General features: G+C 59.0%; 22 protein-coding genes and 1 tRNA gene. 14 read left to right on the forward strand and 9 right to left on the reverse strand.

Features of this window, described 5'->3' with window-relative positions; translation table 11 throughout:
• Window positions 1–134 precede the first annotated feature (134 nt).
• Genes AC061P_RS01180 through AC061P_RS01195 form a run of 4 tightly spaced genes read left to right on the forward strand, consistent with a single transcriptional unit; the run spans window position 135 to window position 3,365 of the window.
• A complete protein-coding gene (locus tag AC061P_RS01180) occupies window positions 135–959 on the forward strand; it encodes an ABC transporter ATP-binding protein (protein ID WP_449648088.1) in 825 nt (274 codons plus the stop codon).
• Window positions 960–969: 10 nt separating this feature from the next.
• Window positions 970–1,650, forward strand: a complete 681-nt coding sequence (locus AC061P_RS01185) for an ABC transporter permease (protein ID WP_449648089.1) — start codon at window positions 970–972, stop codon at window positions 1,648–1,650.
• Window positions 1,651–1,653: 3 nt separating this feature from the next.
• Window positions 1,654–2,433: an ABC transporter permease gene (locus AC061P_RS01190; protein ID WP_449648090.1), complete on the forward strand. Its 780-nt coding sequence runs from the start codon at window positions 1,654–1,656 to the stop codon at window positions 2,431–2,433.
• Entirely contained in the window at window positions 2,433–3,365 is a 933-nt protein-coding gene (locus tag AC061P_RS01195; RefSeq protein WP_480391602.1) for an ABC transporter substrate-binding protein, read from the forward strand. Before AC061P_RS01190 ends, AC061P_RS01195 begins: the two co-directional genes overlap by 1 nt.
• 56 nt (window positions 3,366–3,421) lie before the next feature.
• On the opposite strand, the gene AC061P_RS01200 is transcribed toward AC061P_RS01195, so the two are convergent.
• The 4 genes from AC061P_RS01200 to AC061P_RS01215 are packed head-to-tail and all read right to left on the reverse strand — an operon-like array spanning window position 3,422 to window position 7,729.
• Window positions 3,422–4,318, reverse strand: a complete 897-nt coding sequence (locus tag AC061P_RS01200; protein WP_449648092.1) for a carbohydrate ABC transporter permease — start codon at window positions 4,316–4,318, stop codon at window positions 3,422–3,424.
• On the reverse strand, window positions 4,315–5,412 hold the full coding sequence (locus AC061P_RS01205) for a carbohydrate ABC transporter permease (RefSeq protein ID WP_480391603.1): 1,098 nt from the start codon (window positions 5,410–5,412) through the stop codon (window positions 4,315–4,317). Before AC061P_RS01205 ends, AC061P_RS01200 begins: the two co-directional genes overlap by 4 nt.
• 3 nt (window positions 5,413–5,415) lie before the next feature.
• Window positions 5,416–6,621: a sugar ABC transporter substrate-binding protein gene (locus AC061P_RS01210; RefSeq protein WP_449648094.1), complete on the reverse strand. Its 1,206-nt coding sequence runs from the start codon at window positions 6,619–6,621 to the stop codon at window positions 5,416–5,418.
• Between the two features lie 49 nt (window positions 6,622–6,670).
• Complete coding sequence (locus AC061P_RS01215; protein WP_480391604.1) at window positions 6,671–7,729, reverse strand: LacI family DNA-binding transcriptional regulator; 1,059 nt, start codon at window positions 7,727–7,729, stop codon at window positions 6,671–6,673.
• A 151-nt stretch (window positions 7,730–7,880) separates the two neighbouring features.
• Between AC061P_RS01215 and AC061P_RS01220 the strand changes: the two genes are divergently transcribed.
• Genes AC061P_RS01220 through AC061P_RS01230 form a run of 3 tightly spaced genes read left to right on the forward strand, consistent with a single transcriptional unit; the run spans window position 7,881 to window position 11,403 of the window.
• The gene (locus AC061P_RS01220) at window positions 7,881–9,794 is read left to right on the forward strand and encodes a glycogen debranching N-terminal domain-containing protein (RefSeq protein ID WP_449648096.1); all 1,914 of its coding nucleotides are present in this window, start codon (window positions 7,881–7,883) and stop codon (window positions 9,792–9,794) included.
• A 59-nt stretch (window positions 9,795–9,853) separates the two neighbouring features.
• A complete protein-coding gene (locus tag AC061P_RS01225) occupies window positions 9,854–10,603 on the forward strand; it encodes a FadR/GntR family transcriptional regulator (protein WP_449648097.1) in 750 nt (249 codons plus the stop codon).
• On the forward strand, window positions 10,603–11,403 hold the full coding sequence (locus AC061P_RS01230) for an SDR family NAD(P)-dependent oxidoreductase (RefSeq protein WP_480391605.1): 801 nt from the start codon (window positions 10,603–10,605) through the stop codon (window positions 11,401–11,403). Before AC061P_RS01225 ends, AC061P_RS01230 begins: the two co-directional genes overlap by 1 nt.
• A gap of 10 nt (window positions 11,404–11,413) precedes the next feature.
• Here the strand turns inward: AC061P_RS01230 and dgoD are convergent, their stop codons facing one another.
• Window positions 11,414–12,559 carry a galactonate dehydratase gene (gene dgoD / locus AC061P_RS01235; RefSeq protein WP_480391606.1) on the reverse strand — a complete coding sequence of 382 codons (1,146 nt, stop codon included), beginning with the start codon at window positions 12,557–12,559 and terminating at the stop codon, window positions 11,414–11,416.
• A 62-nt stretch (window positions 12,560–12,621) separates the two neighbouring features.
• Between dgoD and AC061P_RS01240 the strand changes: the two genes are divergently transcribed.
• The 7 genes from AC061P_RS01240 (at window position 12,622) to AC061P_RS01270 (ending at window position 19,021) form a co-directional block, all read left to right on the forward strand.
• Window positions 12,622–12,978, forward strand: a complete 357-nt coding sequence (locus AC061P_RS01240; protein ID WP_480391607.1) for a DUF1801 domain-containing protein — start codon at window positions 12,622–12,624, stop codon at window positions 12,976–12,978.
• 227 nt (window positions 12,979–13,205) lie between these two features.
• On the forward strand, window positions 13,206–14,660 hold the full coding sequence (locus tag AC061P_RS01245; RefSeq protein ID WP_449648101.1) for a glyceraldehyde-3-phosphate dehydrogenase: 1,455 nt from the start codon (window positions 13,206–13,208) through the stop codon (window positions 14,658–14,660).
• Window positions 14,661–14,750: 90 nt separating this feature from the next.
• Window positions 14,751–15,779 carry an isopenicillin N synthase family dioxygenase gene (locus AC061P_RS01250; protein ID WP_480391608.1) on the forward strand — a complete coding sequence of 343 codons (1,029 nt, stop codon included), beginning with the start codon at window positions 14,751–14,753 and terminating at the stop codon, window positions 15,777–15,779.
• Between the two features lie 382 nt (window positions 15,780–16,161).
• Window positions 16,162–17,268: a Gfo/Idh/MocA family protein gene (locus tag AC061P_RS01255; RefSeq protein ID WP_449648103.1), complete on the forward strand. Its 1,107-nt coding sequence runs from the start codon at window positions 16,162–16,164 to the stop codon at window positions 17,266–17,268.
• Entirely contained in the window at window positions 17,265–18,113 is an 849-nt protein-coding gene (locus AC061P_RS01260) for a fumarylacetoacetate hydrolase family protein (RefSeq protein ID WP_449648104.1), read from the forward strand. Before AC061P_RS01255 ends, AC061P_RS01260 begins: the two co-directional genes overlap by 4 nt.
• A complete protein-coding gene (locus AC061P_RS01265; protein ID WP_449648105.1) occupies window positions 18,110–18,859 on the forward strand; it encodes an SDR family NAD(P)-dependent oxidoreductase in 750 nt (249 codons plus the stop codon). The genes AC061P_RS01260 and AC061P_RS01265 overlap by 4 nt, the downstream gene beginning before the upstream one ends.
• An 86-nt stretch (window positions 18,860–18,945) precedes the next feature.
• Window positions 18,946–19,021, forward strand: a tRNA-Arg gene (locus AC061P_RS01270).
• Window positions 19,022–19,581: 560 nt separating this feature from the next.
• On the opposite strand, the gene AC061P_RS01275 is transcribed toward AC061P_RS01270, so the two are convergent.
• The 4 genes from AC061P_RS01275 to AC061P_RS01290 all read right to left on the reverse strand — a co-directional run bounded on the left by AC061P_RS01275 (window position 19,582) and on the right by AC061P_RS01290 (window position 25,391).
• A complete protein-coding gene (locus AC061P_RS01275) occupies window positions 19,582–23,304 on the reverse strand; it encodes a cutinase family protein (RefSeq protein ID WP_480391609.1) in 3,723 nt (1,240 codons plus the stop codon).
• 48 nt (window positions 23,305–23,352) lie between these two features.
• Window positions 23,353–23,841, reverse strand: a complete 489-nt coding sequence (locus AC061P_RS01280; protein ID WP_141629992.1) for a hypothetical protein — start codon at window positions 23,839–23,841, stop codon at window positions 23,353–23,355.
• A 121-nt stretch (window positions 23,842–23,962) separates the two neighbouring features.
• A complete protein-coding gene (locus tag AC061P_RS01285; protein ID WP_480391610.1) occupies window positions 23,963–24,412 on the reverse strand; it encodes a hypothetical protein in 450 nt (149 codons plus the stop codon).
• Between the two features lie 313 nt (window positions 24,413–24,725).
• Entirely contained in the window at window positions 24,726–25,391 is a 666-nt protein-coding gene (locus AC061P_RS01290) for a type IV secretory system conjugative DNA transfer family protein (RefSeq protein ID WP_480391611.1), read from the reverse strand.
• Window positions 25,392–26,248 lie beyond the last annotated feature (857 nt).

Consider the following 26,248-nt stretch of genomic DNA (forward strand, 5'->3'; position numbering starts at 1 on the left):
GGTGTGGAACACCGCACTCGGCTGTCTAGCGGTGTTGCCCCACTCTGGCCTCTGAAGCGCAGCGAATATACTTGCACTTCGAGGGAATCGGCACGCGTCGATTCGCCAGACGCAGGGGGAATGAGTCGACCGTCATGATCGAGTTCCAGAACGTCACCAAAAGGTTTCCCGATGGCACTCTCGCTGTCGAAGACTTCTCTCTCGTGCTTCCCTCGAACAAGGCAACGGTGTTCGTCGGTTCTTCGGGCTCGGGAAAGACAACTCTCCTTCGCATGATCAACCGGATGGTCGACCCGACATCCGGCACAGTCCTGATCGATGGTGAAGACATTTCGGGGCTGAACCCGGTTGAGCTTCGCCGGCGGATCGGTTACGTGCTCCAAGCTATCGGCCTCCTCCCGCACCGCCGAGTAGTCGACAACATCGCTTCCGTGCCGCGCCTGAACGGGGTGCCGAAGCGAGTGGCTCGGGCGAATGCGCTTACCTTGCTCGATGCGGTTGGACTCGACCGATCCTTGGCCGAGCGATATCCAGACCAACTTTCGGGCGGTCAACAGCAGCGAGTGGGAGTTGCGCGCGCTTTGGCGAGCGACCCCGACATCCTTCTCATGGATGAGCCGTTCGGCGCGGTTGACCCGATCGTGCGAGCTGAACTTCAGGTCGAACTCAACCGGCTGCAGCGTGAGCTCGGCAAGACAACCGTGTTCGTCACCCACGACATTGATGAAGCTTTCGCGATCGCCGATCAGGTCGTGATCTTGCGCAGTGGAGGGGTGATTGCGCAGGTGGGAACCCCCGCCGAAATCCTGTCGCAGCCTGCAGATGATTTCGTCGCGACATTCATTGGTGCCGATAAAGGAAAGCGCACCCTTCATTTGCAGCGTCGCGAAGGAGACAACGCGACACTCATCGTCGACGGCGATGGGCGTCCCGCGGGAATTCTCGCGGACGAGCTTTGAGGGCTGAACGATGAGTTGGTTCATCGACAACTTCGGTCTCATCGCGAGACTCACGGGCAACCATGTTGCTCTCAGCATCGTGCCAATCATTCTCGGATTCGCGATTGCGGTGCCGCTCGGTTGGGTTGCCAATCGCTGGGCGGCGTTGCGGTCGATTGTGATCGCCGGGGGAAGTTTGCTCTACACAATCCCGTCCCTTCCCCTCTTCGTGATGTTGCCTTACGTCCTCGGAACACGCATTACGGATGACCGAAACATCGTTGTCGCACTGACGATCTACGCGGTTGCCATGATGGTTCGCACAGCGGCGGATGCGCTAGCAGCGGTGCCCGCCGAGACGATCCAGGCGGCCACCGCTATGGGCTACTCCACCTGGAACCGCTTCTGGCTTGTTGAGTTACCTCTCGCTGGCCCTGTTCTTCTCGCGGGCCTTCGGGTAGTTTCCGCCAGCACGATCGCGCTTGTTTCTGTGGGGGCAATCATCGGCTCAGCGAACCTCGGCTATTTATTCACGAACGGAAAGCAACGTGACTTCCTTGAGGAGATCATCATTGGCATCGTGGCGAGCCTCGTCATCGCTCTCGTTTTCGACGTCGTGCTTGTTCAGCTGGGTCGCCTCTTGATGCCGTGGAAGCGGCGACGTGGCGGAAGTCAGCCCCAGAATCGCGTTCCAGTCGAGCGGGTGGTCTGACCCATGCAATTCTTCATTGACGCTATTCGCTGGTTGTTAGACCCCGCTAACTACGCTGCGGGGGCACAGAGCCCACTGCCGATTCAGGATCGACTAGCCGAGCACTTGTTGTACACCGTTGTAGCGGTCGCGATCGCAGCGGTTATTGCGCTTCCCCTCGGTTTCTATATTGGGCACACGGGGCGCGGGCGCCAGTTCGTCATCGCCTTTACGGGCGGCATGCGGGCGCTGCCGACGTTGGGCTTACTGATGGCGCTGTTCGTCATTGTAGGTGCGACGGTGCCATTCACTCGGGCTGCCTTTGTCGCCTCCATCATCGCGTTAGTCATCTTGGCTATTCCCTCGATACTCGCGGGAGCGTACGCGGGAATCGAATCGGTCGACAGCCAGACGGTTGATGCAGGCCGAGCGAGCGGCATGACCGAGTTGCAAGTGCTCACGCAGATCGAAATACCGCTCTCGCTTCCGCTCATTATTGGTGGGATCCGCGCATCCACATTGCAGGTTATTGCGACGGCGGTGATTGCCTCTTACATCTCACTCGGTGGACTCGGCACGATCATTTCGAGCGGAATTGGACTCAACGACAACGAGCGGATTCTCGGCGGTGCCATTCTCGTCACGGTACTGGCGCTCGTCGTTGATGGGGTCTTCGCGCTGATTCAGCAACTCACGAGACGGCGCGGGTCTTCCGATACGCGCCGAAACAAAAAACACGTCCGCGGGCGGTCAAACGGACCGGTCGCGGTGGCGGCAACATCCGCCAACGAAGGGAAAAACTAATGTTCGCAGCACACAAAGCGGCCCGGCTCACCACCGCGGTCATCGCCGCAGGGGCGCTGGTGGCACTGGCCGGATGCGCCACTTCTGACCCGACGGGCGCCTCATCGGATGAGACAACGACAGACACCAAGATCATCGTCGGCTCATTTGCTTTCCCCGAAAGAGAGATCCTCGGAAACATTTATGCGCTCGCCCTCGAGAACGCTGGCTACGAGGTAGAGACCAAGTTCAACCTCGGACCGCGACAGACCACGATTCCTGCTCTGGAAGATGGCTCGATCAGCCTCATGCCCGAGTACAACGGAAACCTCCTGTTCTTCTATGACACGGAGAACACCGCCCGAAGCACAGAGGACGTAGACGCCGCGCTCGAAACCATCGTGCCCGACGGATTCCAAGTGCTCAGCTCGTCTCCCGCTCAAGACAAGGACGCCTACGTCGTCACTCAAGAGCTTGCAGATCAAGAGGGGCTCGTTTCGATCGCGGATCTGAAGAAGATCGAACCATTCAGCCTGGGGGCGAGCCCGCAGTTTGCGGAGCTTCCCTATGGAATCCCGGGCCTAGAAGCGGCCTACGGCGTCAGCGACGTGACTTTCGTTCCCATCGAAGACTTCGGCGGGCCAGACACGGTGAAGGCTCTCGTCGACGACGCAGTGCAGGTGGCCGATATCTACACGACGTCTCCTGATCTCGTCGCGAAGAAGCTCTTGGTGCTCGAAGATCCCGAGAACCTGATTGCCGCGCAGAACGTAGTGCCGTTGCTCAACTCGAGTATCTACAGCGATGACCTCGCTCAGGTATTAGACGAGATCTCGGCCGCTCTCACCACCGATGATCTGATCGCACTGCGGGATCGCGTCGAGGGCTCCGAAAAGGCCCAGGCTGCCGTGGCGGCCAAGGACTGGCTCACCGAGAAGGGCCTGCTTAACTAACTCATTGTGGGGCACACCGCACTCGTCGAAAGCTAGTACGGAATGCCCCACAATCGTTAGCCCTTTTCGGCGCCTGACGTGTTATTCATGATCCGCTTTTGGAAGATGAAGAAGATGACCGCGACGGGAATTGTCATGAGGGTCGCCGCCGCGAGTTGAAGCGGATACTGGTTGCCTGAACCGAGTTGACCTGACACAAGTGACGCCACGCCAGTCGTAAGGGTGTTGAGGTCGGCGCTTTGCCGTGAGACCACGAAGTGTCCGAACTCATTCCACGAGCCTTGAAAGCTCAGGATGAACAGGGTGACGAGTGCGGGGCGCGCCATGGGAAGCACGATCGTCCAATAGGTGCGGAAAACGCTCGCACCATCGATTCGTGCTGCCTCTTCAACGCTGATGGGGATGGAGTCGAAGAATTGCTTCATGATGAAGATTCCTGCGGCGCTGGTGAGCAACGGAATAATCATGCCGCCATAGGTATCGTAAAGCCCTAGTTGTTGAAGAATCAGGAAGCGCGGGATCAGTAGAACAACACCGGGCACTGACATGATTCCAATAAATACGGCGAAAACGATTGTGCGGCCCTTGAACTGGAGCCTGGAGAGTGCATACCCCGCCAGCGAATCCAAGAACACCCGGCCACACGTAACGATCACGCTGATGAATGCCGTGTTGAAAGTCCACAGAGGCAAGGGCACATCCGTAAACAAGCGCTCGTATGCCGCAAAGCTCCAAACTTCGGGAATCAGTTGGAGCGGGTTGGCGGTGGCGTCAGCATCATTCTTGAAGCTGGATGACACGGCGATGAGAAACGGATAGATGTAGATCATCGCGAGCGCGATGAGCATGATGTAGCTGAGGATCGCCACAGTGCGGAGTCGCCGACTCAGCCGTCGACGGCGCCGAGGTCGTGGTGCCGGGGGCTCGACAGCGGCGGGTGAGGTGACGGTCATTGCACATCTCCTTCGTTGAGGGTTGCTCTAACTTGGGTTGCCCTCGGAGCTTTCATCGTGGGGGTGCGCTCACGAAGGATCCATCGTTGAAGCAGGGTGAGCAGCACGATGATTGCGAAGAGAATAAACGCAATCGCTGCACCCTGACCCCACTGCAGATCCTTGAAGGATGTTTGGTAGGCGAGAAACGCAGGGGTGAGCAGCGTCTTACCTGGAGCGCCGCCGCCGGTGAGATAGATCTGGTCGAAAACTTGCCAAGTGCCAATGAGTCCGAGGGTGAGGACAGTGAACAGTGTTGGCCTGAGCATGGGCAACGTCACTGAGAAGAACTTTCGGAACGGGCCCGCTCCATCCATCAGAGCTGCTTCGTCGATCTCCCCACCAATGCTTTGAAGCGCAGCGAGAAAGAGGAGCATAAAGGTGCCGGAGGTAGTGAAAACAGCGAGCACGATGAGTGCGCACATCGCCACTGAAGGGCCGGAAAGCCATTGCCACCAGGTGATGCCAAGTGGGCCGCCGACATCGAGTAACGGTGGGGGCGACGTGATCCCTATTCCTGCGAGCAGATTGTGAATGACGCCACTAGGGTCAGCGAACCAGTTGGGCCCTTTGATCCCCAGCCAAGCCAGAATGCTGTTCACGGTGCCTGAGGCGGTGAACAGGAAGATGAAGACCGTCGTGATCGCGATCGAACTTGTTACGGAGGGGAAGTAGAAGGCTGTACGAAAGAATCCCCGGCCACGCAAGATCGCTCGATTCATTTGAACGGCGAGAAACAGGGCGAGCCCAGTTTGCAGGGGAACAACGAGCAGAACGTAATAGAGGTTGTTTCGTATTGAGGTCCCGAAGTCTTTCTGCGCTAAGCCGGGATCCGTAAGAACCGCAGCGTAGTTCTCCGCACCTACGAATTCTGCGCGGCCGCTCAACGGCGAGCCTAAACCGTTCCAGTCGCTAACGCTCACCCAAGCGGCGAGCGCGATAGGCAGGAGAAGAAAAACGCCGGTGATCACTATGGATGGGGCGGTGAAGAGCCATCCATAGCGGGTCTCGCCGCGGCGCAGTGAGCCGCGGCGAGACCCTACTATGGCAGCCATCGCTTAGCCGTTAGCTTTCGCGTAGGCCTCTTCAAGGTTGGTCTGAAGCATCTTCAGCAGCGCTGCAGAGTTCGCCGCGTCGAGGCCCTCGAGGCTGGAATTGAAGTCTCCCAGTACCGCAGATGCACCGGCAAAAGCGACCGGGCTGACGGCGTAGTCATTACCCGCAACGAATGACGCATTGTTGGGAAACTTCTCGGCGTATGCCGCAGCACCAGATTCGGTGGAGGGAATTACGCCGAATGCATCAGCAAAGGTGAGCTGCTGCTCATCGGCGGTGAGGTACTCCACGAGTGACTGTGTCGCCTCAAGGGTAGGTGAGTCGACCGGGATGCCCCAGCAGTTGCTAAACGTGAAGGTCGACGGGCCACCAGGACCGGCGGGGAGCTCTGCCGCGATGTAGTTCACATCAGGGAAGTCGTTCTTCAACGCACCGTTGATCCACGGCCCCTCAATGACCATTGCGGCCTTCTGAAGTCCGAACGCTTCGCCACCCCAGCCAGCTTCGAGTTGGGCTGGGAACTTGAGTACACCGGCGTCGAGTAGTGACTTTGCGTAATCAATACCGGCAGCGTTCTCGGGGCTGTCGGCGGTGACTTCAGAGTTGCTGACGAGGCTACCTCCGGCTTGCTCCATAAACACGCCAAGTCGCGCATATTCTTGGCCGAACGAGAGACCGACGATATCTGCGGTTGTCAGTTTCGTGGCTGCTGCTGTCAACCCATTCCAATCGGTGGGAATATCTGCATCCGTAAGTCCGGCGGCGGCCCAGAGGTCAGTGTTAATGATTAGGCCAAGGGTAGAGAAGTCTTTCGGTGCGCAGTAGAACGTGTCGTCATACGTGAATGCGTCCTTCAGCGCCGGGTAGAACTGATCGGCATTACTCAGGTTCTCTGCGTATGGCTCCAAGTATCCGTTCTGCGCGTACGTCTGGAACTGATCCCAGCCCATGTAGAACAAGTCGGGCGGGTTGTTACCAGAGAAGCCTTGACCGAGCTGCTGATTGAGGTCGCTTGCCGCGATGACCTCTACGGTATTTCCCGTATCGGCGGCCCAAGCATCTGCGGCAGCCTGGACCGCGTTGGTTTCCGCGTCTCCGCTTGAGCCGATCAGCATCGTTAGTTCCTGCTTGTCAGTTGACCCAACGTCGCCACCAGAACTGCAGGCCGCTAAGCTAATCACGATGCCGACAGCTGTGGCTGCTGACATCCATTGTGTTCTTTTCACAGTGTTCCCTTTCAATATGTGACTGCCGGCGTTAGTGGCCGGAGGTCTCGCCGAGTTGCAGCTGACTGTGTCTGCGCTCGACAAGTTGTGGGACGAGGAGTCGATTCGTCGGCTCCTCGCTAATGCTGGTGTTTCCGACAACGGCAGAGCCGCTAGCGCCGAGAAGAAGGTCGAGGATGCCAGTAGCTACTTCATCTAGTGGCTGCTTGATGCTCGAGAGGCCGACCGCTGCGGCCACCGGGGTGTTGTCGAACCCGATGATGGGGATTTCCTTGAGGCCGAGCGCGTTTGCGGTGAACGTTGCGCCCAAAGCTAATGTGTCACTTGCGCAGATAAGGGCATCGGCGGGGGAGGCCATCGTTAGGAGGGTTTCCGTGCTTCTGGATGCTCCCACCACTGTGTCTTCAACCGCAACATCAAGTCCCGTTCCATCGAGACCAGCGGTGGTTAGCGCTTCCTTCCATCCCTGTCGGCGATCGTCACCGGCGCCAGACGGGGCAGACCAGCCGATGTAGCCCACTCGCTTCATTCCTGAATTGATGAGGTGCGCAGTGGCTTCTCGAACGCCGGTTCGTCCGTCGACGTCGACCCAACGATGCCGGGGATCTCCCGTGTTATCCGCACCCCACGGGCGACCAAATGTAGCGAACGGTACGTCATTCTCGACCAGCCACTTCACGCGGGGGTCGGCGTAGGTTGTAGACGTCAGCACAAACCCGTCAACATCAGCCCCATCTCGCAACCGGCGAATCTGGTCGATCTCATCTTGGGCGTTGTTGGCGGTGAATAGAAGTATTCGCATGTGCCGCACGTCAGCCTGTTCGGTGAGGGCATGCAGAAAAGTGTCGAGTACTGAACCCGAGATACCGTTGCCTAGTGCTTCGAGGCGCACCCCGATCGTGGAGGATTTCTGGGTGCGCAACCGACGTGCGGAGGCGTGGGGGCGGTAGCCAAGCTGCTGGATCGCGGCAAGAACGCGATCGCGAGTGAGCGCCTTAACTATGTGAGGTGAGTTGAGCACATTGGAGACCGTTTGACGCGAAACATTGGCAACCCGTGCAACATCCTCAACTGTTGGCATTTGTCCCATCGGTGCCTCCTTTGGCCACGATTAAGTGCATCGGCGTGATCTCACTACAAAGTTTGATCGTTCAAATTCTTTGTGTAAGAATTACACCCCTAGTGGCCGATGTCAATGGAGCAGGGCTGCAAAACTGCCAACGAGGGGCCGCAACACTGCCATGACTGCACAACGTCAGCCACTACTACATGACCAGAGCGTGGTTTTTCGCGCACCGATGCAGGCGTGGTCTGCGCACGACGGCACGATGGGCCGTGCCGCGATCCATGGAATCTATTTTTCGGATGTTCGGCTCGTGTCCGGCTTGACGGTGACAATCGACGGTGAACAACCCACAGCTCTCTCGAAAGATCCGGCCGGATCCGCTCGATGCCTGTTCACCTCCCTTCTTAGGGCCTACGACACCGAACCGGATCCCCGCTTACGGGTCGAACATCGGCGCACGATCAACTCTCACGGCAGCAGCGAAGAGGTAACTCTTTGCTCGAACCTCGGCTACAGTCGCGAGGTCGAAGTTGTGGTGACCCTGGCATTAGGGCTTGACCAGCTCGACTCAATTAAGTCGGGCATAGACGAAGCGAAGAACGCACTAAACGTTCGCGTGCACGGTGACGACGTTGAGTGGTCGGGCGACGGTATTTTTGCCGCATTGACCGCTCGGGATGCGGAGATCACGGTCCAGGGAACGAAAGTTGACCTCCGGTGGACGGTCGCGCTTCCGGCCGCTGGTTCTGTCAGCGTGATGTGCGAGGTCTCAGCGCGTGACGAAACAGCCACGGTGCTTGGAGATGAGTCGCCACTGCCGTGGTCGATTCCGCTCGTGGAGAATAACGAGAGGCTCGCCTGCTGGGTCAGCCAGTCCTTGAGTGACCTTGATGGCTTGCGAATGACAACCGTTGAGCATCCAGAACTCAGCTTTCTTGCAGCCGGTTCGCCCTGGTTCTTTACCCTCTTTGGCCGGGACTCGATCTGGGCTGCGCGATTCATGCTTCCGCTCGGCACTGATCTCGCATTCGACACCCTCAAGCTTCTCGCGGAGCATCAAGGTACCGAGATCGATCTCCGCCGGGCTGAAGAACCGGGGAAAATCCTCCATGAGATGCGTCGCGCCCCCATCTCAGTCAGCCCCGATGTGCAACTTCCTCCTCTCTACTACGGCACAGTAGACGCAACTCCGTTATGGATCTGTCTGCTGCATGACGCATGGCGGTGGGGGCTCGACGATGACTCGGTCAGGTCACTTCTCACGCCGCTTCGTGAAGCGCTGGGGTGGCTTCGCGACCATGCTGATGCTGATGGCGATGGCTTGCTCGAGTATGCAGACAACTCAGGCCAAGGTCTCGCCAATCAAGGCTGGAAAGACTCCGGTGATTCAGTCCAGTGGAACGACGGCACTTTAGCAACCGGCCCGATTGCTCTCTGTGAAGTGCAAGCGTATGCCTACGAGGCTGCTATCGGCGGCGCATCGATCCTCGAGCACTTTGGAGAGGACGGCACAGCGTGGCGCACCTGGGCTGGGCAGCTCAAGGACAAGTTCCGTGAAAGTTTTTGGATCAGTGATGATCAGGGGCCTTTTCCTGCGATTGCCCTCGATGCCACGAAACGTCCCATCGACTCTCTCACCAGCAACATTGGGCACCTCCTCGGCACGGGAATCCTTGACCGCGACGAAGAGGCCATCGTCGCCGCGCGCCTAGTCGCCCCCGAACTAAACAGCGGATTTGGCCTCCGCACGCTCGCGACGAGTGCAGCCGGGTATTGGCCGCTGAGCTATCACGGCGGAAGTGTGTGGACGCACGACACAGCGATCGCGATCTCCGGTCTCACGAAATCAGGGTTCACCGATGAAGCCGCAATTCTGATCGACGGCCTCCTAGAAGCAGCTGCAGCTTTCGACTACCGAACCCCAGAATTGCACTCTGGAGACTCCGCAGAGACCCATAGCCGACCCGCACCGTACCCTGCAGCGTGCCGCCCCCAAGCATGGTCCGCTGCAGCATCAGTCTCTGTCTACGCCGACGTTGCTGGACTCAAGCCCGCTTCCGGGCTTCATCTCAGTCATCAGAAAAAGTAGGGTCGCGCTGCATGTGCTGATTGCGCGGCGGCAGCGGTCAGCACAGTATCATCGCGGGGATGACTACTTTCTCTCGCCGCGGCCTGCACGGGCATGTTGTTGACGTGCTTGGTCGCCGCATCATGCGCGGAGAGCTCGTATCTGGTGACATCATTGACCCGGATGCACTGCTCACCGAATTTCAGGTAAGCCGCACGGTCATGCGCGAAGCCATCAAAGTACTCACCACTAAGGGTCTCGTTGACGCTCGACCCCGACTTGGCACCTACGTTACTGAGCGGGAGCGGTGGCAGTTGCTCGATGGCGACGTCATGACGTGGCGGTCGGAGGGGGTGCCTGATCCGCTGCTCGTCCTTGAGTTGAGCGAGGTGCGCCAAGTTCTGGAGCCGGCCGCGGCGAGGCTGGCAGCTGTCCGTCGCAGCGATGAACAGTGTGCTGCGATTGAGGCAGCGATGACCGCGCTCGCCGCGACTTTCGCGAGCACCGAAGCGGAATCGCACGCGGCGGCCGACCTCGTGTTTCATCGGGCCGTGCTTGCGGCATCCGGCAATGAACTCTTGGCACGTTTCGAAGTAGTGCTCGAACCAGCGTTGCAGGCCCGCAACCAGATTGCATTCGAACACGAAACGACCACCCAGTTTTTGGATTCGCACCGCGCTGTCGTTGACGCGATCGTTGCTCAGGATGCTGATGGCGCTCACTCAGCGATGGTGACGTTGATGACTCAATCCGCTGCTGACTCTGATGCCATTGTGAGCACCGACGACGAGGGTGCCGCTCTCGTCAAGAACCGCAAGCGGGCACTTTAGTGAGCGAGAGCAGCGCCCGCAGCGAGAGCAGCGACAACAGCGCCCGCAGCAACGGGCACGCCTCGAAGCGCACCGTTTTGATAACCGGCGCAGGTCACGGCATCGGTGCCGCCAGCGCCCGACTGTTCGCGGCTGCCGGTGACGACGTTGTGGTCACCGACATTGACACGGCTGCAGCCGCCATCGTTGCCGCAGAAATTCGCGCCGTCGGCGGGCTTGCTACCGCACACTCCCTCGACGTTGGTGACCCCGAAGCTTGGCGGGCGCTCTCTCGTGAGCTCCGTGCCGCTAACCGTCCGCCAGCAGTCATCGTGAATAACGCCTTCTTTCAAGTGGGGGGAGTCGCGCACGAACAGTCCGAAGATGACTGGAGCAAACAGCTATCGGTGACCCTGTCATCCGTCTACCGTGCGATGCACGCCTTCCACGACACCCTCACCGCTGCGCGCGGAAGCATGGTCAATGTCTCGAGTGTTCACGGCGTGCTTGCATGGGCAGAACAGCCCGCCTATGCCGCGGCCAAGGGCGGCCTGATTTCGTTGACCCGCCAACTCTCCGTTGACTACGCACCCCACGTTCGCGTGAATGTCGTACTGCCTGGCGCAATCCAAACCCGTCAGTGGAATCACCAAAGTTTGGAAGACCGCGAGCGTGCTCAGCGTCACGCAACTCTGCAGCGACTCGGAACCCCAGAAGAGGTCGCGTCCGTCATCCAGTTCTTAGCGGGAGACGGCGCTTCGTACATTACCGGCGCATCGCTCGTCGTTGATGGCGGAATGACGACCACTCTCGGCGCTTAGCTCGAGGCCGCTACCACTCGGCAAGCGATCCGTCATCGTGACGCCACACGGGGGAGCGCCAGTGGTGCCCCACCTTGTCAGCAGCGCGCACGGCAGCCTCATCGATATCGAGGCCAAGCCCGGGGGCAGTCAGCCGCTCGATGTAGCCAGTCGTGAAGTCGAAGACGCTCGTATCCATGAGGTATTCGAGCACGTCTGATCCGACGTTGTAGTGGATGCCGATGCTCTGTTCCTGAATGAGGAAGTTCGGTGTGTTGAACCCCACCTGCAAACTTGCTGCAAGGGCAATGGGCCCGAGGGGGCAGTGCGGCGCGAGTTGGGCATCGAACATGTCGGCGAGTGCGGCGATGCGGCGCACTTCGGAGATTCCGCCGGCGTGGGAGAGGTCGGGTTGCACGACAGCGATGCCGGCTTGGAGCGGCCGGAGAAATTCGTTGCGGGAGTAGAGGCGCTCGCCGGTGGAGATGGGGATCGATGTCGCTGCCACGATTCCTTCGAGCAGGTGTGACTTTTCGGGCACGACAGGTTCTTCAACGAAGAGGGGAGCGTAGGGTTCGAGGAGGGGGAGCACGCGGCGCGTGTTGGCCACGGTCATCCGTCCGTGGAAGTCGATGGCCATGTCGCGGTCGGGGCCCAAAACTTCGCGCGCGAGGGCAGCTCGTTCGACGACCTCGTCGATGGCGCTGACGGTACCGATGGGCTTCATTCGCCCGCTGCCATTCATTTTGACGGCGGTGAGACCAGACCCCACCTGTTGGGCGATATTGTCGCGCAGCTCGGAGGGATCATCGCCACCAACCCAGCCATACATGCGGATGCGGTCGCGCACGGCGCCGCCAAGAAGGTCGTGAACGGGAACGCCATGGGCTTTGCCTGCGATGTCCCAGAGTGCCTGGTCGATGCCGGCGATTGCACTGGAAGCGATGGGGCCGCCGCGGTAGAAGCCGCCACGGGTGAGCACTTGCCAGTGGTCTTCGATGCGGGTGGCATCGAGCCCGATGAGGTACTCGGCGTGCTGCTCGACGGCGGCCCGCACGATGTCGGCCTGGCCTTCTACTACGGGTTCGCCCCAGCCGACGATGCCGTTGTCGGTCTCGATGCGCGCGAACAACCAGCGTGGTGGAACGAGGAATGTTTCAATGCGTGCGATCTTCACGGCAGACCCTTCCGTTAGTAAATCTTATTATCGTACTATTGACGGAGGCTAGAGTGAGCACTATGGATGACGCGACCACCGACCCCCGTGGCTGGCGCAGCGCACTGCTCGCCGAACTCCGCGATCTCATTGCCGAAGCGCTGCCCGAAGTCGTCGAAGAAGTGAAATGGCGAAAACCATCCAATCCCGACGGCGTAGCAGCGTGGAGCCTCGATGGTCTGCTCTGCACGGGCGAGATCTACAAAGACAAGGTCAAGCTCACCTTTGCGAAGGGTGCTTCCCTCGACGATCCCACCGGCCTCTTTAACAGCAGCCTCGACGCCAAAGTTCGCCGCGCGATCGACTTGCATGAGGGTGAGAGTGTCGACCCCGATGCCTTCCGCGATCTGATGCGCGCAGCCGCGGCTCAGAATCAGTAAAGCGCACCGCAGATCGCTAAACCAAGGGCGTTCCCGGCGCCGAAGCGGGCAAAATCCCGGCCTCCCGCCCCGTTAAGAATCGCCCCCTTTGGCGCTGTCTAAAGTGTTGCCCGAACTGCATCCCACTGGCAGCCCGGGCCGAGCATCCGTCTGGAAGAATGGAGGCGGGGCCAGCCACGTCACAAGCGCGCTCGCGGCCCCGTGACACTGCAGTCGGAAGGAACCTGATGCAACGCGAACACAGCGACGAATTTTCCCGATGGAACGCCCGCCAAGAACTGGCCGAGGCAATGATTCCGCTCATCGGTGGGCTGTATCGCAACCACGGCGTTGTGACCTCGATTCACGGGCGTCGCCTTATCAACCAGTCTCCGGTCGAAGTGCTCAAAGCGCACCGGTTTGCGCGGCAGATTAACGAGAGTGAACTGCCGATTGAAGAGACCATGCCGGTGATGCTCGCGCTGTCGGCGATGCCATTGAATCCGGCATCCATTGACCTAGCGAAGCTCGTGAACCGCTTCCGCGAGCAGGGCGGAACGCTCGACGACTTCCTCGCTGCTGAACTTGCCCCAGCGCTCAAGAATGGCCGCGAGACAAAACCGTCGGGAGCGGATGTCGTGCTCTACGGTTTCGGACGCATCGGTCGACTGTTGGCCCGCATCCTCATCGCGCACGCCGGCAACGGCGAAGGGCTGCGCCTGCGAGCGATTGTTGTGCGCCGCGGCTCAGACAATGACCTCGTGAAGCGCGCCAGCCTGCTGCGTCGAGACAGCGTGCATGGTCCATTCGAGGGCACCATTTCGGTCGACACCGACGCGAACACAATCTTGGCCAATGGCACCCTCATTCAAGTGATCTACTCGAACGATCCCGCCACGATCGATTACACCGAATACGGAATTTCGGATGCCATCGTCGTCGACAATACGGGTCGCTGGCGTGACGAAGCGGGCCTCGGCCAGCACCTCAAGTCACAGGGCGTGAAGCGTGTTCTCCTCACTGCCCCCGGCAAGGGCGACATCAAGAACATTGTCTTCGGGCTCAACCACGACACAATCTCCGACACCGACACCATCCTCTCCGCTGCGTCGTGCACGACAAACGCAATTTCGCCGGTGCTCAAAGCGATCAATGACCAGTACGGCATCGAGCACGGGCATGTCGAAACGGTGCACTCGTACACGAATGACCAAAATCTGACAGACAACTTCCACTCGGGAGACCGTCGGGGTCGCTCGGCACCGATGAACATGGTCATCACCGAGACAGGCGCCGCGAAGGCAGTTGCGAAGGCTGTTCCGGAACTCGCTGGCCTGCTCACTGGCAGCGCCATCCGGGTTCCGACCCCGAATGTGTCGATGGCGATTCTCAACCTTAACCTCGCGACCGAAACGACGCGTGCTGAGGTTAATCGCTACTTGCGCAACCTCTCTCTTGATTCGACTCTGCAGCAGCAGATCGATTTCATCGACTCGCCCGAGGTTGTCTCTAGTGACTTCACGGGATCGCACCGCGCGGGCATCGTGGACGGCCTCGCCACCATCAGCGACGGCAAGCATCTTGTGCTGTATGTCTGGTACGACAACGAGTTCGGCTACACAAGCCAGGTCGTGCGCGTCATCGAGCACATGGGGCAAACACACCCGCAAGTTATTCCCGAACGCGCCGCTGTCGGCTCATAATTCTCCGAACCGTGATCGTGTTACGCCCACGCTTAGCGCTGTGGGCGTAACAAAGTAAAACTCTCAGGTCGCCCGTGTGAACATCGTTAAATGAACGAATCCGCACTCCCAGTAATTGATCTCTCGCTACTCGATGGCGGCCCAGAATCGGCCGCCCAGTTTCGTGACGATCTGCTGTGTGCGACCCACGATGTTGGGTTCTTTTACCTCGTCGGGCACGGTGTCGACGAGACATTGATGGATGACCTGCTTGCGGCATCCCGCGAGTTCTTTGACTTGCCCGCCGAGCAGAAGCTGGCTGTGGAGAACGTGAAGAGCCCGCAGTTCCGTGGCTACACGCGCGTGGGCGGTGAGCTGACCGAGGGCAAGACCGACTGGCGCGAACAGATCGATGTGGGTCCAGAGCGCGACGTTGTCGACAATGCTGCCGGGCTTGCCGACTATTGGCGTCTCGAAGGCCCCAACCTGTGGCCGGATGCCGTGCCCCAGCTTCGTGAATTGGTCAATGAATGGAACGACAAACTCAGTGCCGTCTCGTTGCGACTATTGCGCGCCTGGGCTAACGCCCTCGGGGCGCCGGAGGACGTGTTTGACAACGCCTTCGCCGAGAAGCCTTTCCCGCAGCTGAAGATTGTGCGGTACCCGGGCGAATCTAATCCAGAACCCAAGCAGGGTGTTGGTGCTCACCGTGATGGTGGTGTTCTGACGCTGCTGATGGTCGAGCCCGGTAAGGGTGGTCTGCAGGTTGATTTCCAGGGCGAGTGGGTGGATGTCCCGCCCAAGCCTGGCGCTTTCGTCGTGAACATTGGCGAGATGCTTGAGCTCGCAACCGAGGGTTATCTCAAGGCGACGCTGCACCGCGTCATCTCACCGCTGATCGGCGACGACCGCATCTCGATTCCCTTCTTCTTCAACCCGGCACTCGACACGGTGATGCCGCAGTTGCAGTTGCCGCCCGAGCTCGCGGCTCAGGCTCGCGGGCTCTCACTCGACCCCACCAATAGCCCCATCCTCGAGACCTACGGAGACAATGCCCTTCGCTATCGAATGCGGGCGCACCCCAACGTTGCCCAGATCCATCACGAAGATCTGATTCAGGGCCCGCGGGGTGCGATCTAAACCAGCTCACTGACGTGACTTACGTGCGGCCTGCCGTTAGGGCGGGCCGCACTTTATGGTTCAGCGATGAACGCGATGCGCGCGGCCCTTCGCGGTCATGCGCGGTCATGCGCGGTCATGCGCGGTCATGCGCGGTCATGCGCGGTCACGCATGGTCACGCATGGCACCTTCGGAAACTCAGGAGATTTCGCTCTTCGGAGGTACTGGAGCGCTGCCAAGGCCAGTTCGGGCACCAATCTCCTGAGTTTCCGAAATATCCTGAGTTTCCTACGGCCAGCGGGAGCCATCCAGCCGCCTGTACTGCCTCCGCATTGCCCACCCCGGGTGTTTGATATATCGTTTGATCACGAGTTTTACCGCCTATGAGAGCCGGAGCAACCTGTGTCGCACTTTCCCGAACGTCAGCCCGCCGAGGCGTACACGGTCGTGATGCCAAACAAGCCGCGCCCCATCGTCATGATTGGTGCCGGCGGAATCGTGAAAGACGCGCACCTTCCCGCCTATCGCAAGGCCGGGTTCGAGGTGTGGGGGATTGTAAACCGCACCGCTGCCAAGGCGCAGGCGCTCGCTGATGAGTTCGGAATTCCGAACGTCTACACGTCGTTGTCGGATGCCGTAGCTGCGGCCCCAAAAGACGCCGTCTACGACCTCGCGCTCATGCCCGAGCAATACCCGGCAGTGCTCGACCAACTGCCCGATGGTGCTGCCGTTCTCATCCAGAAGCCGTTCGGTCAGAACCTTGCCGAGGCGCGGATGCTGCTCGACATCTGTCACCGCAAGAACCTTGTCGCGGCCGTGAACACACAGTTGCGGTTCGCGCCCTATGTGGCGGCGGCGCGCAAGCTTATAGCCGACGGTGCAATCGGCGAACTCTACGACCTCGAGATCAGGGTCGCCACTGAGACACCGTGGGAGATTTTCCCGCACGTGCTTGGCATGGAACGCCTCGAACTCAACATGCACAGCGTGCACTACATGGACCTCGTGCGGTCGTTCCTCGGCAACCCCGACGGCGTGAGTGTTGCGACCGTGCGGCACCCCGCGAAACCTCAGGTCTCGAATACCCGCTCGACGATCATCATGCGCTACCGGAATCGCCCGCTGCGGGTCACGATCAGCACGAACCACGATCACGGATTTGGCAGCGACTTCGAAGAGAGCTTTATCAAGTGGGAGGGCACCAAGGGGGCCATTCGCGCCCAGATGGGCCTCATGCTCGACTACCCGCGTGGTGGCCCCGATGCGCTTGCGATTGCGTACACCGACAAGCCCGAGCTCGGCTGGCAACCCGTGGAATTTCAGGGAAGTTGGTTCCCGGATGCCTTTATTGGCTCCATGAGCGCCCTCCAGCGGTATGTCGAGGGCTCCGTTCCTGAACTTCCGACATCGGTCGATGACGTCATGCACACCATGGCCGTTGTTGAAGCCGGCTATGAATCACAAGAGCGCGAAGGTATCGCGTTGGCAACGAAGGAGAACACTCAGTGAGATTTGCGCGACTCGGGCCGGTTGGCTCAGAAATTCCCGTTGTGCTTCACGACCGGGGAGCCTTCGACCTGCGTTCCATCGCACCAGACATTGATGGCGCATTCTTCACGGCGGGCGGAGTAGAGGCTGCTCGGGCCGCTGTCGCTGCGGGCTCGCTTCCTGCCATCGAGACCGAGGGTGTGCGCGTCGGTGCACCGATCGCTCGTCCCGGCAAGATCGTCTGCGTTGGGCTCAACTACAGCGACCACGCCGAAGAAACCGGCGCAACGTTGCCGGACGAACCGGTCATCTTCATGAAGGACCCCAGCACCATGGTCGGCCCTTTTGACGACGTGCTTATCCCGCGCCAGAGCGTCAAGACCGACTGGGAAGTCGAACTCGGCGTCGTGATCGGTGCCACTGCTCGCTACCTTGATTCCCCGGATGACGCGGCCGCCATCATTGCCGGTTACGCCGTCTCGCACGACGTCTCCGAGCGCGAGTTCCAACTCGAACGCGGCGGAACCTGGGACAAGGGCAAGAGTTGCGAAACGTTCAATCCGTTTGGGCCTGAGCTGGTGAGCGCCGACGAGGTGTCCGACCCTCAAGCCTTGGGGTTGCGACTGTGGGTGAATGGTGTGGAACGCCAGAATGGTACGACCGCGAATATGGCGTTCGGTGTCCACCACATCATTTGGTACTTGAGCCAGTTCATGGTGTTGCAGCCCGGCGACGTCATCAACACGGGAACCCCCGCTGGTGTTGCCATGGGAATCGAGGGTCAGCCATACCTGCGTGCCGGCGACATCGTTGAGCTTGAGATCGACGGTCTCGGTCGTGCGCGCCAGATGATGGTGCAGGCATGAACGCCGAATTCGACGGCCTCGTCGCCGTCGTCACCGGGGGAGCCTCGGGCATTGGCCTCGCAACCGCGCTGACGCTTGCCGAGCGCGGGGCAACCGTTGCTGTGCTCGACCTGAACCCTGAGGGGTTGGATGCTCGCCTGCACGGTTTCGGAGCCGACGTGTCTGATCGTGCTTCCGTTGACGCGGCCATCGCCGCCGTAGGGGAGAAGCTCGGCGCCATCGATATTGTCGTGAATAACGCTGGCATCAGTGCCGTGGGAACTGTCGAAGACAACGATGACGCCGAATGGGCGCGCGTGCTCAACATCAACGTCACCGGCATGGCCCGGGTCTCCGCGGCCGCGATGCCCTGGTTGCGCAAGTCGCAGAACGCCGCCATCGTGAACCTCTGCTCGATCGCCGCCCTCAATGGGCTCCCGCAGCGGGCACTCTACGGCGCATCAAAGGGTGCCGTTCTCGCCCTCACCTACGCGATGGCAACCGATCATGTGACGGACGGGTTGCGCGTCAATGCCGTCAGTCCCGGCACAGTCTCCACTCCGTTTGTGGAGCGGATGCTTCAAGGCTTCGACGACCCTGTCGCCGAACGTGCTGCACTGGATGCCCGCCAAGCCACCGGACGCATGGTGACACCAGAAGAAGTGGCCGGCGCGATCGCCTATTTGGCGAGTCCGCTCTCTGGCTCAACCACGGGCACCGCGCTCGAAGTTGATGGCGGCGTTGCTCACCTTCGCGTCAGAAAGTAGGCGCTCGCGGCATCCGTCTAGCCAGAGTGTCAGTGGGAGGTTGAAACCGCTGGTATAGTTTTCTGGTTGGCGTAAGTCAATGAGATGCGCCCGTAGCTCAGCGGATAGAGCAATTGACTACGGATCAATAGGCCGGGGGTTCAAATCCCTCCGGGCGCACCATCTAAAACAGGTCTGACCAGCACTTTCTCTCGGAGTGCGGTCAGGCCTGTTTTTCGTTTGCCCACATTTTGCCCACACTTCACAAAGTTTTGGGCCGAAAATCGACTGATATGCGGCATTTCGACTCGTCCCGGCCCAGTGTTTGCCTGAGGTTTGGTTCTCCACACGGGAGTGACCTATTGACCTCTAATCGAGGGGCGGGAGAAGTAGCCGCTCTCGATGTCCTCATGCGTCACCTATCCGTGCAGCAAACCCGCACTTTCGAGCCTGCCAAGGTCAAGTGTTCGAGCTGGTTGAAGACGATTCGGCCCAGCGCGCCCCGCTTGCGGTGTATTACCGCGAGGTCAGCGCCGTTCTCGAGAAGCCTGCGCGACCACTAATCGCGCGATTTAAGGGGCGGACGCCCGGATCCCGTCACCGTCCCGCCGACTGCTGGTGAAGGCTCGGAGACGTCTCGATAGCAGGCAGCATAAGACCATGAAGTGCTTGCCCAGTTAACTGAGCTGGTTTGCCCAGCGCTCGTAGATGAAGAAAATTTGAAGACATCGTGAGCATGCTCTTTAGGGCTGCCCGGGTTCGTATATCTCTAGCGGTCCGAGTTCCGCGGTGTTGGTCGCTCCGCCGTCGTAGACGAATGAGACTGTCGCTCCTTGCGCCAGCAGCGTTTCCAGCGTGGTCGTGGCGTTGTCACCGATTACAGCATTTGTTGACTGAATATCGATGATGTCAGGATTCGAACGGAACATGCTCACGGTGAAGCTACCTGTCACCGTGATCGGTGCACCGTTGGGATCCGTGATGGTGAGGCTATCGAGCGGCCCATTTAAATAGCCGCCCTCGGCTTCCAACTGCGTGATGATCGGCAAACGACTGATCACGTTCGGGTTGTCGGAACGGAAATAGTCCGAACCCTGCAACAAGAAAAACACAGTGTTGTCTTGATTGCGGTCGACGATGGTCCGATTCAACGCGTATCGGGTGTCAACGGTGTTCGCTGAGACGACGATGTTGTACACGCGACTGACTTGGCCCGCATCGTTGGTGGCAGTGATGGTGATCGGGAAAGTTCCCTGCTCTAGCGGCATACCTTCCAATCGGCCCGTATCCCAATCGGGGAAGAGCGAGCCGTCCGGGAATACTCCGTCATAAACGATCGTGCCAGGGTCCGCAGATCCCCAGTTGATCACTGGTTTCCACGTCGCGCTGCTTCGATATTCCACGAACCTCGCTGTGGTACCTCCGACGAAAGCGGGAGCCACGACGGGTGCGGGGTAGGCGCTATCAGCTTCTGCCTTTGCCACGTTCATGCTCACGACGTTGGGCTCACCAGTGCCTACTCGGAACGAGACTGTTCCCTCCTGCAGGAATTCCCGCATTGTGCGGTAGTCCCCACCTCCGATGTTTCCATTCAACGTGAACGCCAACGCTCCAGGAGCGTTCGCATCGCCCTCGGCGGCAGTGAGATTCACTAGCGCAGCGGCATTGGTCATTTCAGCGTTACCGATCCAGGTTCGCACGTCTGAAATTGCCGCTGTTGACCAATCAAACAGCGGGTCGGCGGCTTCTGCAAACATAGGCATGGTGGCAGGATCCACCGCTCCGCTGAAGTCGAGTGAGACCGAGTTGTTGGCGGGGTCCGCGACGAAACTCGTTATTGGAGTGCTCGCTGGGGGAGTTGAATTGGCGTCGATGACAAACTCACCGGGTTGAGAGGTTTCAGCGGTCGGTTCGACTCTGAGACGCATACGATCCCCGTTGACCAGCACATCCAGCGTGCCACCCAGCAGGAACTCATCCGCGAATCCCTCTTGCATCGTTTCCCACACAGCTCTGCCCGCAGAATCTACCGAGTCTTCAAACTCCACATCGATTTCAAAACCGTCGTCGATCGTGATGTCCGTGGTAACAGAGGACATGTCGAGCGCGAAACTCACCCCAGAGAGCGAGTGGAACGTCGCGTTGTAGGCCCCGCCAATAGAAGCCACGGTATTGCTCGCGTCCAGCTTGGTCTTAAGCGCGGTCAGTTCTGGAGTGCTGTCACCGCTCAGGTGCAATGCACGCCCGCTGGGTACCCCTTCAACATCAAATGCATGTTCGTAACTGGCTGAATTGGCTCTGACGAGCATCGTCGCTGGAGTCTGTCCGGCCGCGTTGACCGCGACGACTGAGTAGTTGGGCTCCTCCGCGGGATCGAGCGGGATCGTGAACTCGAAGTCCATCAGCCCGTTCTTACCTATTGTGGCTACGGGTGCCAACGATTGCAGAACGGTGCCGTCAGCATCCACCACGTTATAGAACGCGGCAGGCTCACCCTCGCCTGCCGTCCACGCCAAGACTTGTGCGTCGTCTTCCACTATCGAAGCCAGAAGGGGCGAGGCAGGAGCCTCCGTGGGGAGCTCGTCGATCCGAACACTGGTGTTCCACTGCTGCATCACATCGTCCACATACCCCGTGAGTGTCACCTGGTAGATGCCGGATTCTAGGAACTCGATCTCGTACATCGGCCCCATATCGGCAGGCAATGGATCCGGATCCATTTCTGGCTCTGGTGCTGTCTCATTCAAGACTCCGAACCGGGATGCGGACGCACCGCCACCGTCGTCACCATCGGAGGGCAAGGGCTGGTGAGTGTAAGACCACTGCAAGTTCCGTGGCGGTGAATCGGCGAAGAACGGCACAACTTCCTCGGCGTTAAAGGTAGCTTTTTCCCCGACTAAAGATTCGGAGATTCCCGAGATAGGCTCGTCTACTTCTGTCAATGCGGAAACGAAGACTCGCTTGAGCTCTTCAACCATGTACGCGTTGGTTTCATACTCACCAGGGCGCGACCTCCAACGATCATCCATGATCGCGCTCCACCCCGCAGTTTCGAAGAAGTACTCATTATCCTTTGTGTAAACGCCAGCAGCTCGCAAATTGGCCGGACGGTGACGATCCGTGTAAACAGGGTAAAGAATTCCACTACCGCTTTCCGAAGTGCAATATTGTGAAACGCACGCTCGTGACCCTGTCAGGGTGAGAGTGATCTTGCGCACGTTGGGTCGCCATGACATTGCATCGATCGTATTCACGGCAGAGTAAATGGCACCGGTTGTCCTACCGCCTTGACTGATGTCTTGGAGAGCATCAATAGCGTCTTGCCCATCGTGGCTAAAGTCGCTCGCAATGTTCACTGCATAGGGATTGTCAGTTGTGACTTCGCCGCCACTCTTGAAATCGACTACCGCGACACGAGAATCGTTGACGTTGTCGGTCACCAGTTCCACAAACTCAGCGGCATCACCCTGACGCAACGAGACTGCCCCGCCAGCGTTTCCGGTGGAATCCACGACAATGACGACGTCAACAGGTGACGATTCGCCCCACGCCGGCTCAGGGAAGGATATTCCCATGCGAGTGCCTAGTTGGTAAGCAGCAGACGCTGTGTATCCTTTATCGTCATATGATTCGTGTTCCGCGAAGAAGCGCCCGTTATTTGCTTCGTTCGCCCAAGCTTTTATCGGCCATAGGTCGTAAACAGGCGTACCAAAGAAGCTCAGTAGCGTCGAGCTGGTTCGAGTTTGGCACGCAAAGTCCCACTCCACACAAACCGAGATCACTGGTGCATCTGTCAGATCTTCCCAGTTGACAACCGGGCCCGACAGCCCATTCCGAACAGGGCCGAACAGTCCGTTCCGAGAAGGGCTGAAGGTGCCGTAATTTGCGGTTTTGTCCTTTGGGTCAAAGTAAGGGTCGCCGAAGGTCGCGATCCCGGAGACTTGGTCGATTACATCGTCTTCGCCGTCGGCGGCGAGCAATTGCAAGGCGGTTCGCACCACAGCGGCACCTTGGGAGTAGCCTGCCAGTATGTATTGGGTATCTGGGCAGGTAGTGCTCTTTAGGGACATCTCATTCTTGAGATTTACGGCTCCGAGTTGCACTGAGTCGAAAAAGTTCTTCGGGATCTTCCCCTGGTAAGGGGTTCCTCCTGGGTTTTCACTTTCCCAAAAGGCCGCCGCGGGATAGTCCACTCCGCTAAGTTCGACGACTTTGAAGGTGCCAGCATTTGGGATTGGATCGATGAGGTCCGCCATCTTGTTGGCGAAAGAGAATGTCATCGCCCCCATCCCCGAGGCTTCGGCTGGCTCGTCGGTTCCTCGGGCGCCAATGATTTCAAACGTTGGGCAATCAGGTGAATCGGCAAGAGCACTAGATGGAAGTGCAGCGAGACAGGCCAGAATTGCGACAGTGATTGCCGCGATAGGTCGATTAATCGAATATCCCTCAGTTTGAAAGTTACCCAATAATGTGTGTGGTCTGCTCCTTTGTCAATACCCTCGAAAGTGAGGCAATCAGTCGGTCAGCTCCGTCGAGGGGGACTCGCGGAACTTTACGTACATAGTTCCCTTGGAAGGAAATTCGCACTCATCGGCGGCCAATGACGCTTCCAGCTCTTCCGTATAGTCGCTATAGCCGAGCAAATAGCCCTCCATGCCAACACCGTCGGCGCGCGAGTACGTGAGAGTATCTGGGCGATGGGTTCCGAAATAGCCTGTAGCTTCGAGCTGGGCAGCGACGACTGCAACAATATCGTCGCCCTCAATGACGAAGAAATGGGTGAAGCCGTTGTTTGGGGTGGGCTTGCCTCCGGACCCTTCGCAAAGTACTTCTCCGAGCGTCGGTGCCTGGAATTCCGCCACGGCAGCATCGAGGTTATCTTGGCGCTCTTGCGCCCCATAAGGGTCAAGCAAAAAACAGCCACCGAGTGACAAGGTCATGAGCAGCATCGTTACTGCAGCAACCGCGTGCTTCCCCGCCATGTTCATTTTCTTCTGCGTCATGCAGAAGAGTATGTCAGTTGAAACGCAGATCTGGTCTCGTTTGTGTAGGAATCCTCGACAATTTTTGGACTAGCTCTAGGTGCAATGCTTTCGCATATTTGCTCGAGATAGACAGGGCGATTCATGCATGGCTGGATGTGCTCCAACGGTTCCACTCGTCGGTGTCAGGGAAATCTCGGACGCGATCGGTGCGGTGGCCCTGGGTGCACGATCCTCCGGAGATTTGTCGGAGCCGTGCTTGAGCGTTGTGCCAGCGTTCAACGAATCCGACGGGTCCGTAGCCGGCGTCGGTGGTGTCATAGGAGACAGTCCATGCGGTTTGTAATGCGGAGAGCTCTTCTACGAGGGCGTCGTGCTTCCACCAGCAATCAGGGATGACGGTCTCGTCAACCGCGTAGCGTTTGCTGATCCACTCGACCCACGAGCGCAGCTCTTCCCATTTCTCAGAGGCGTCTTCGTTCGGTAGCGTTCGCCAGTTCACTGCGATTGCTGCGATCTCTTCGGAGTCTGGTTCGCGGTCGCTTTCTTCTTCGGCGAGGACGTCGTTGATGTCAAAGTCGTCGTAGCTCATGGTTACTCCGTGAGGGGTCTGGTCAGTTTGCGTCGTAGACCACGTAGGGCGAATGCGCTTGCGACTCGGCGGCTGCGCATGGCGCGCAGTGCCTGGTCGCGTTCGAGAAGGCGATGCAGCAGCTCGTGGTGGGCAGGGTGCAGGCTCACGAGGTCGCGTACTTTTGCAGTTCGGCTGCAGGCGGCGCAACGCAACTCGTTTCCAGCTGCGGTTTCCTCCGCGAACCAGCGGGCTCGGCGGGCGTACCATGCGCGTGAGCGCAGATAGCCTGTGCGGTACTTGTTACCCCGTGCCGGCCTGCGAGAGTTCGACATCAGTTCTGGGTTTCCTCGTAGTCCAACTCGAGGGTTTCCTCGGGCTCAGAAAGTACGAGCGGTTCGGCTTTGGCGAACTGCGTGCGGAACTGTTCCTGCTGTTCTGCTTCGGTTGTGCGCTTGCCCGTCGAGATGCTCTTGCTGTCTGCCCGGTCGGTCCATCCGCGCAGATCGAGGAGAGCGCCACGACGGTTTCGGTAGGCCAACAATCCCATCGACTGCGGCATGCGACGGATCTCGTCAACGGTCATCAGCGGAACCCGCTCAAGCTGGTTGCTGGTCGAGGCTCCCTGTTGGTTATAGCTGTAGGAAGAACGCTTCAATTGTCGTGATCCGAGCATGGCCTCGATGTCGCGCAGGTGACCCATGTCTGAAGCGCCTCCGAGCAGGATCTTCGCTGTTGCTGCCGACCAGATGGTGTCGGCCTCTGCCTTCGACCAAGCGGTCTCGGCTTGTGATAGCGCTTGCAAGACGACCATTGTGCAGAATCCTCGGCCGCCACCGTCAGCCATGACCCGTGGCAGCGCTGGCCACGCGAACATGTTCGCGATCTCGTCGAGGATCAGCCCCAATGGCAGGTCAAGCCGTGAGCCGGATGTTGCCAGTGCTTTGCGGCGTGCGGTTTCCACCAAGTCGTCCAACAGGGCGCCGAGGAAGCCGCCCATCGCGCCTGAGCCTCCGCTTGAGCCGATTAGGTAGAGAGTGTTTCGCCGGAGAGAAATTCGTCGGCGTCAAAGTTCTCGCCACGCTTTGGCGAGAGCGCTTCATTTGAAAAGTCACGAATCTGAACTCAAAGTTTGCTCGCTTCGTCGAAGCCAGCGGAGTATTTAGCTCGTGTGTAACCCCTGCTGCGCGTTGAGGAAGTCCGTCGTGGAAGACATTGTCTTGGCCATCCTCGATAAGCAACTCACTAGATGTCGACATTCCTCGACACAATTATCCTGAACGCAGTCGATCCTGCGGCAACGCGGCAGCCAACTTCGAAGACGTGGATCTAAGGCTGCATGTTCTCTTTCCCTGATTTCACCGATCTGCTGGAGGCAGAGCACTTTGCCGAGCAATAATCAGATTAGCCGTGCCCACATTTCACCCACACTCGGAGAGCATCGTGGTCAACTCGTGACATCGGGGTCGCACCCAGTCATCAATGTTCTGCAGCGATTTTCGCGACTTTCGCATAGTTCTGCGGGAATGGTTTTCGACTACGGATCAATAGGCCGGGGGTTCAAATCCCTCCGGGCGCACCAGCTAAAACAGGTCTGACCAGCACTTTCTCGTGGAGTGCGGTCAGGCCTGTTTTTCGTTTGCCCACATTGTGCCCACACTTCAAATAGTTTCGGGTCGCATTTTGGCCGAAATGCGGCCTTTGCGACTTGTCCCGGCCCACTGTTGGTCTGGGTTTTGGTTCACCGCACGAGATTGACCTATTGACCTCTGATCGAGGGGTTGGGGTAGCCGTTCTCGATGTCCTCATCTCCGAAGGCGATCATCCGCGAACTGTTGTGGATGCGCGAGACGTCTG

The sequence above is a fragment of the Rhodoglobus sp. G.S.4 genome (assembly GCF_056619605.1).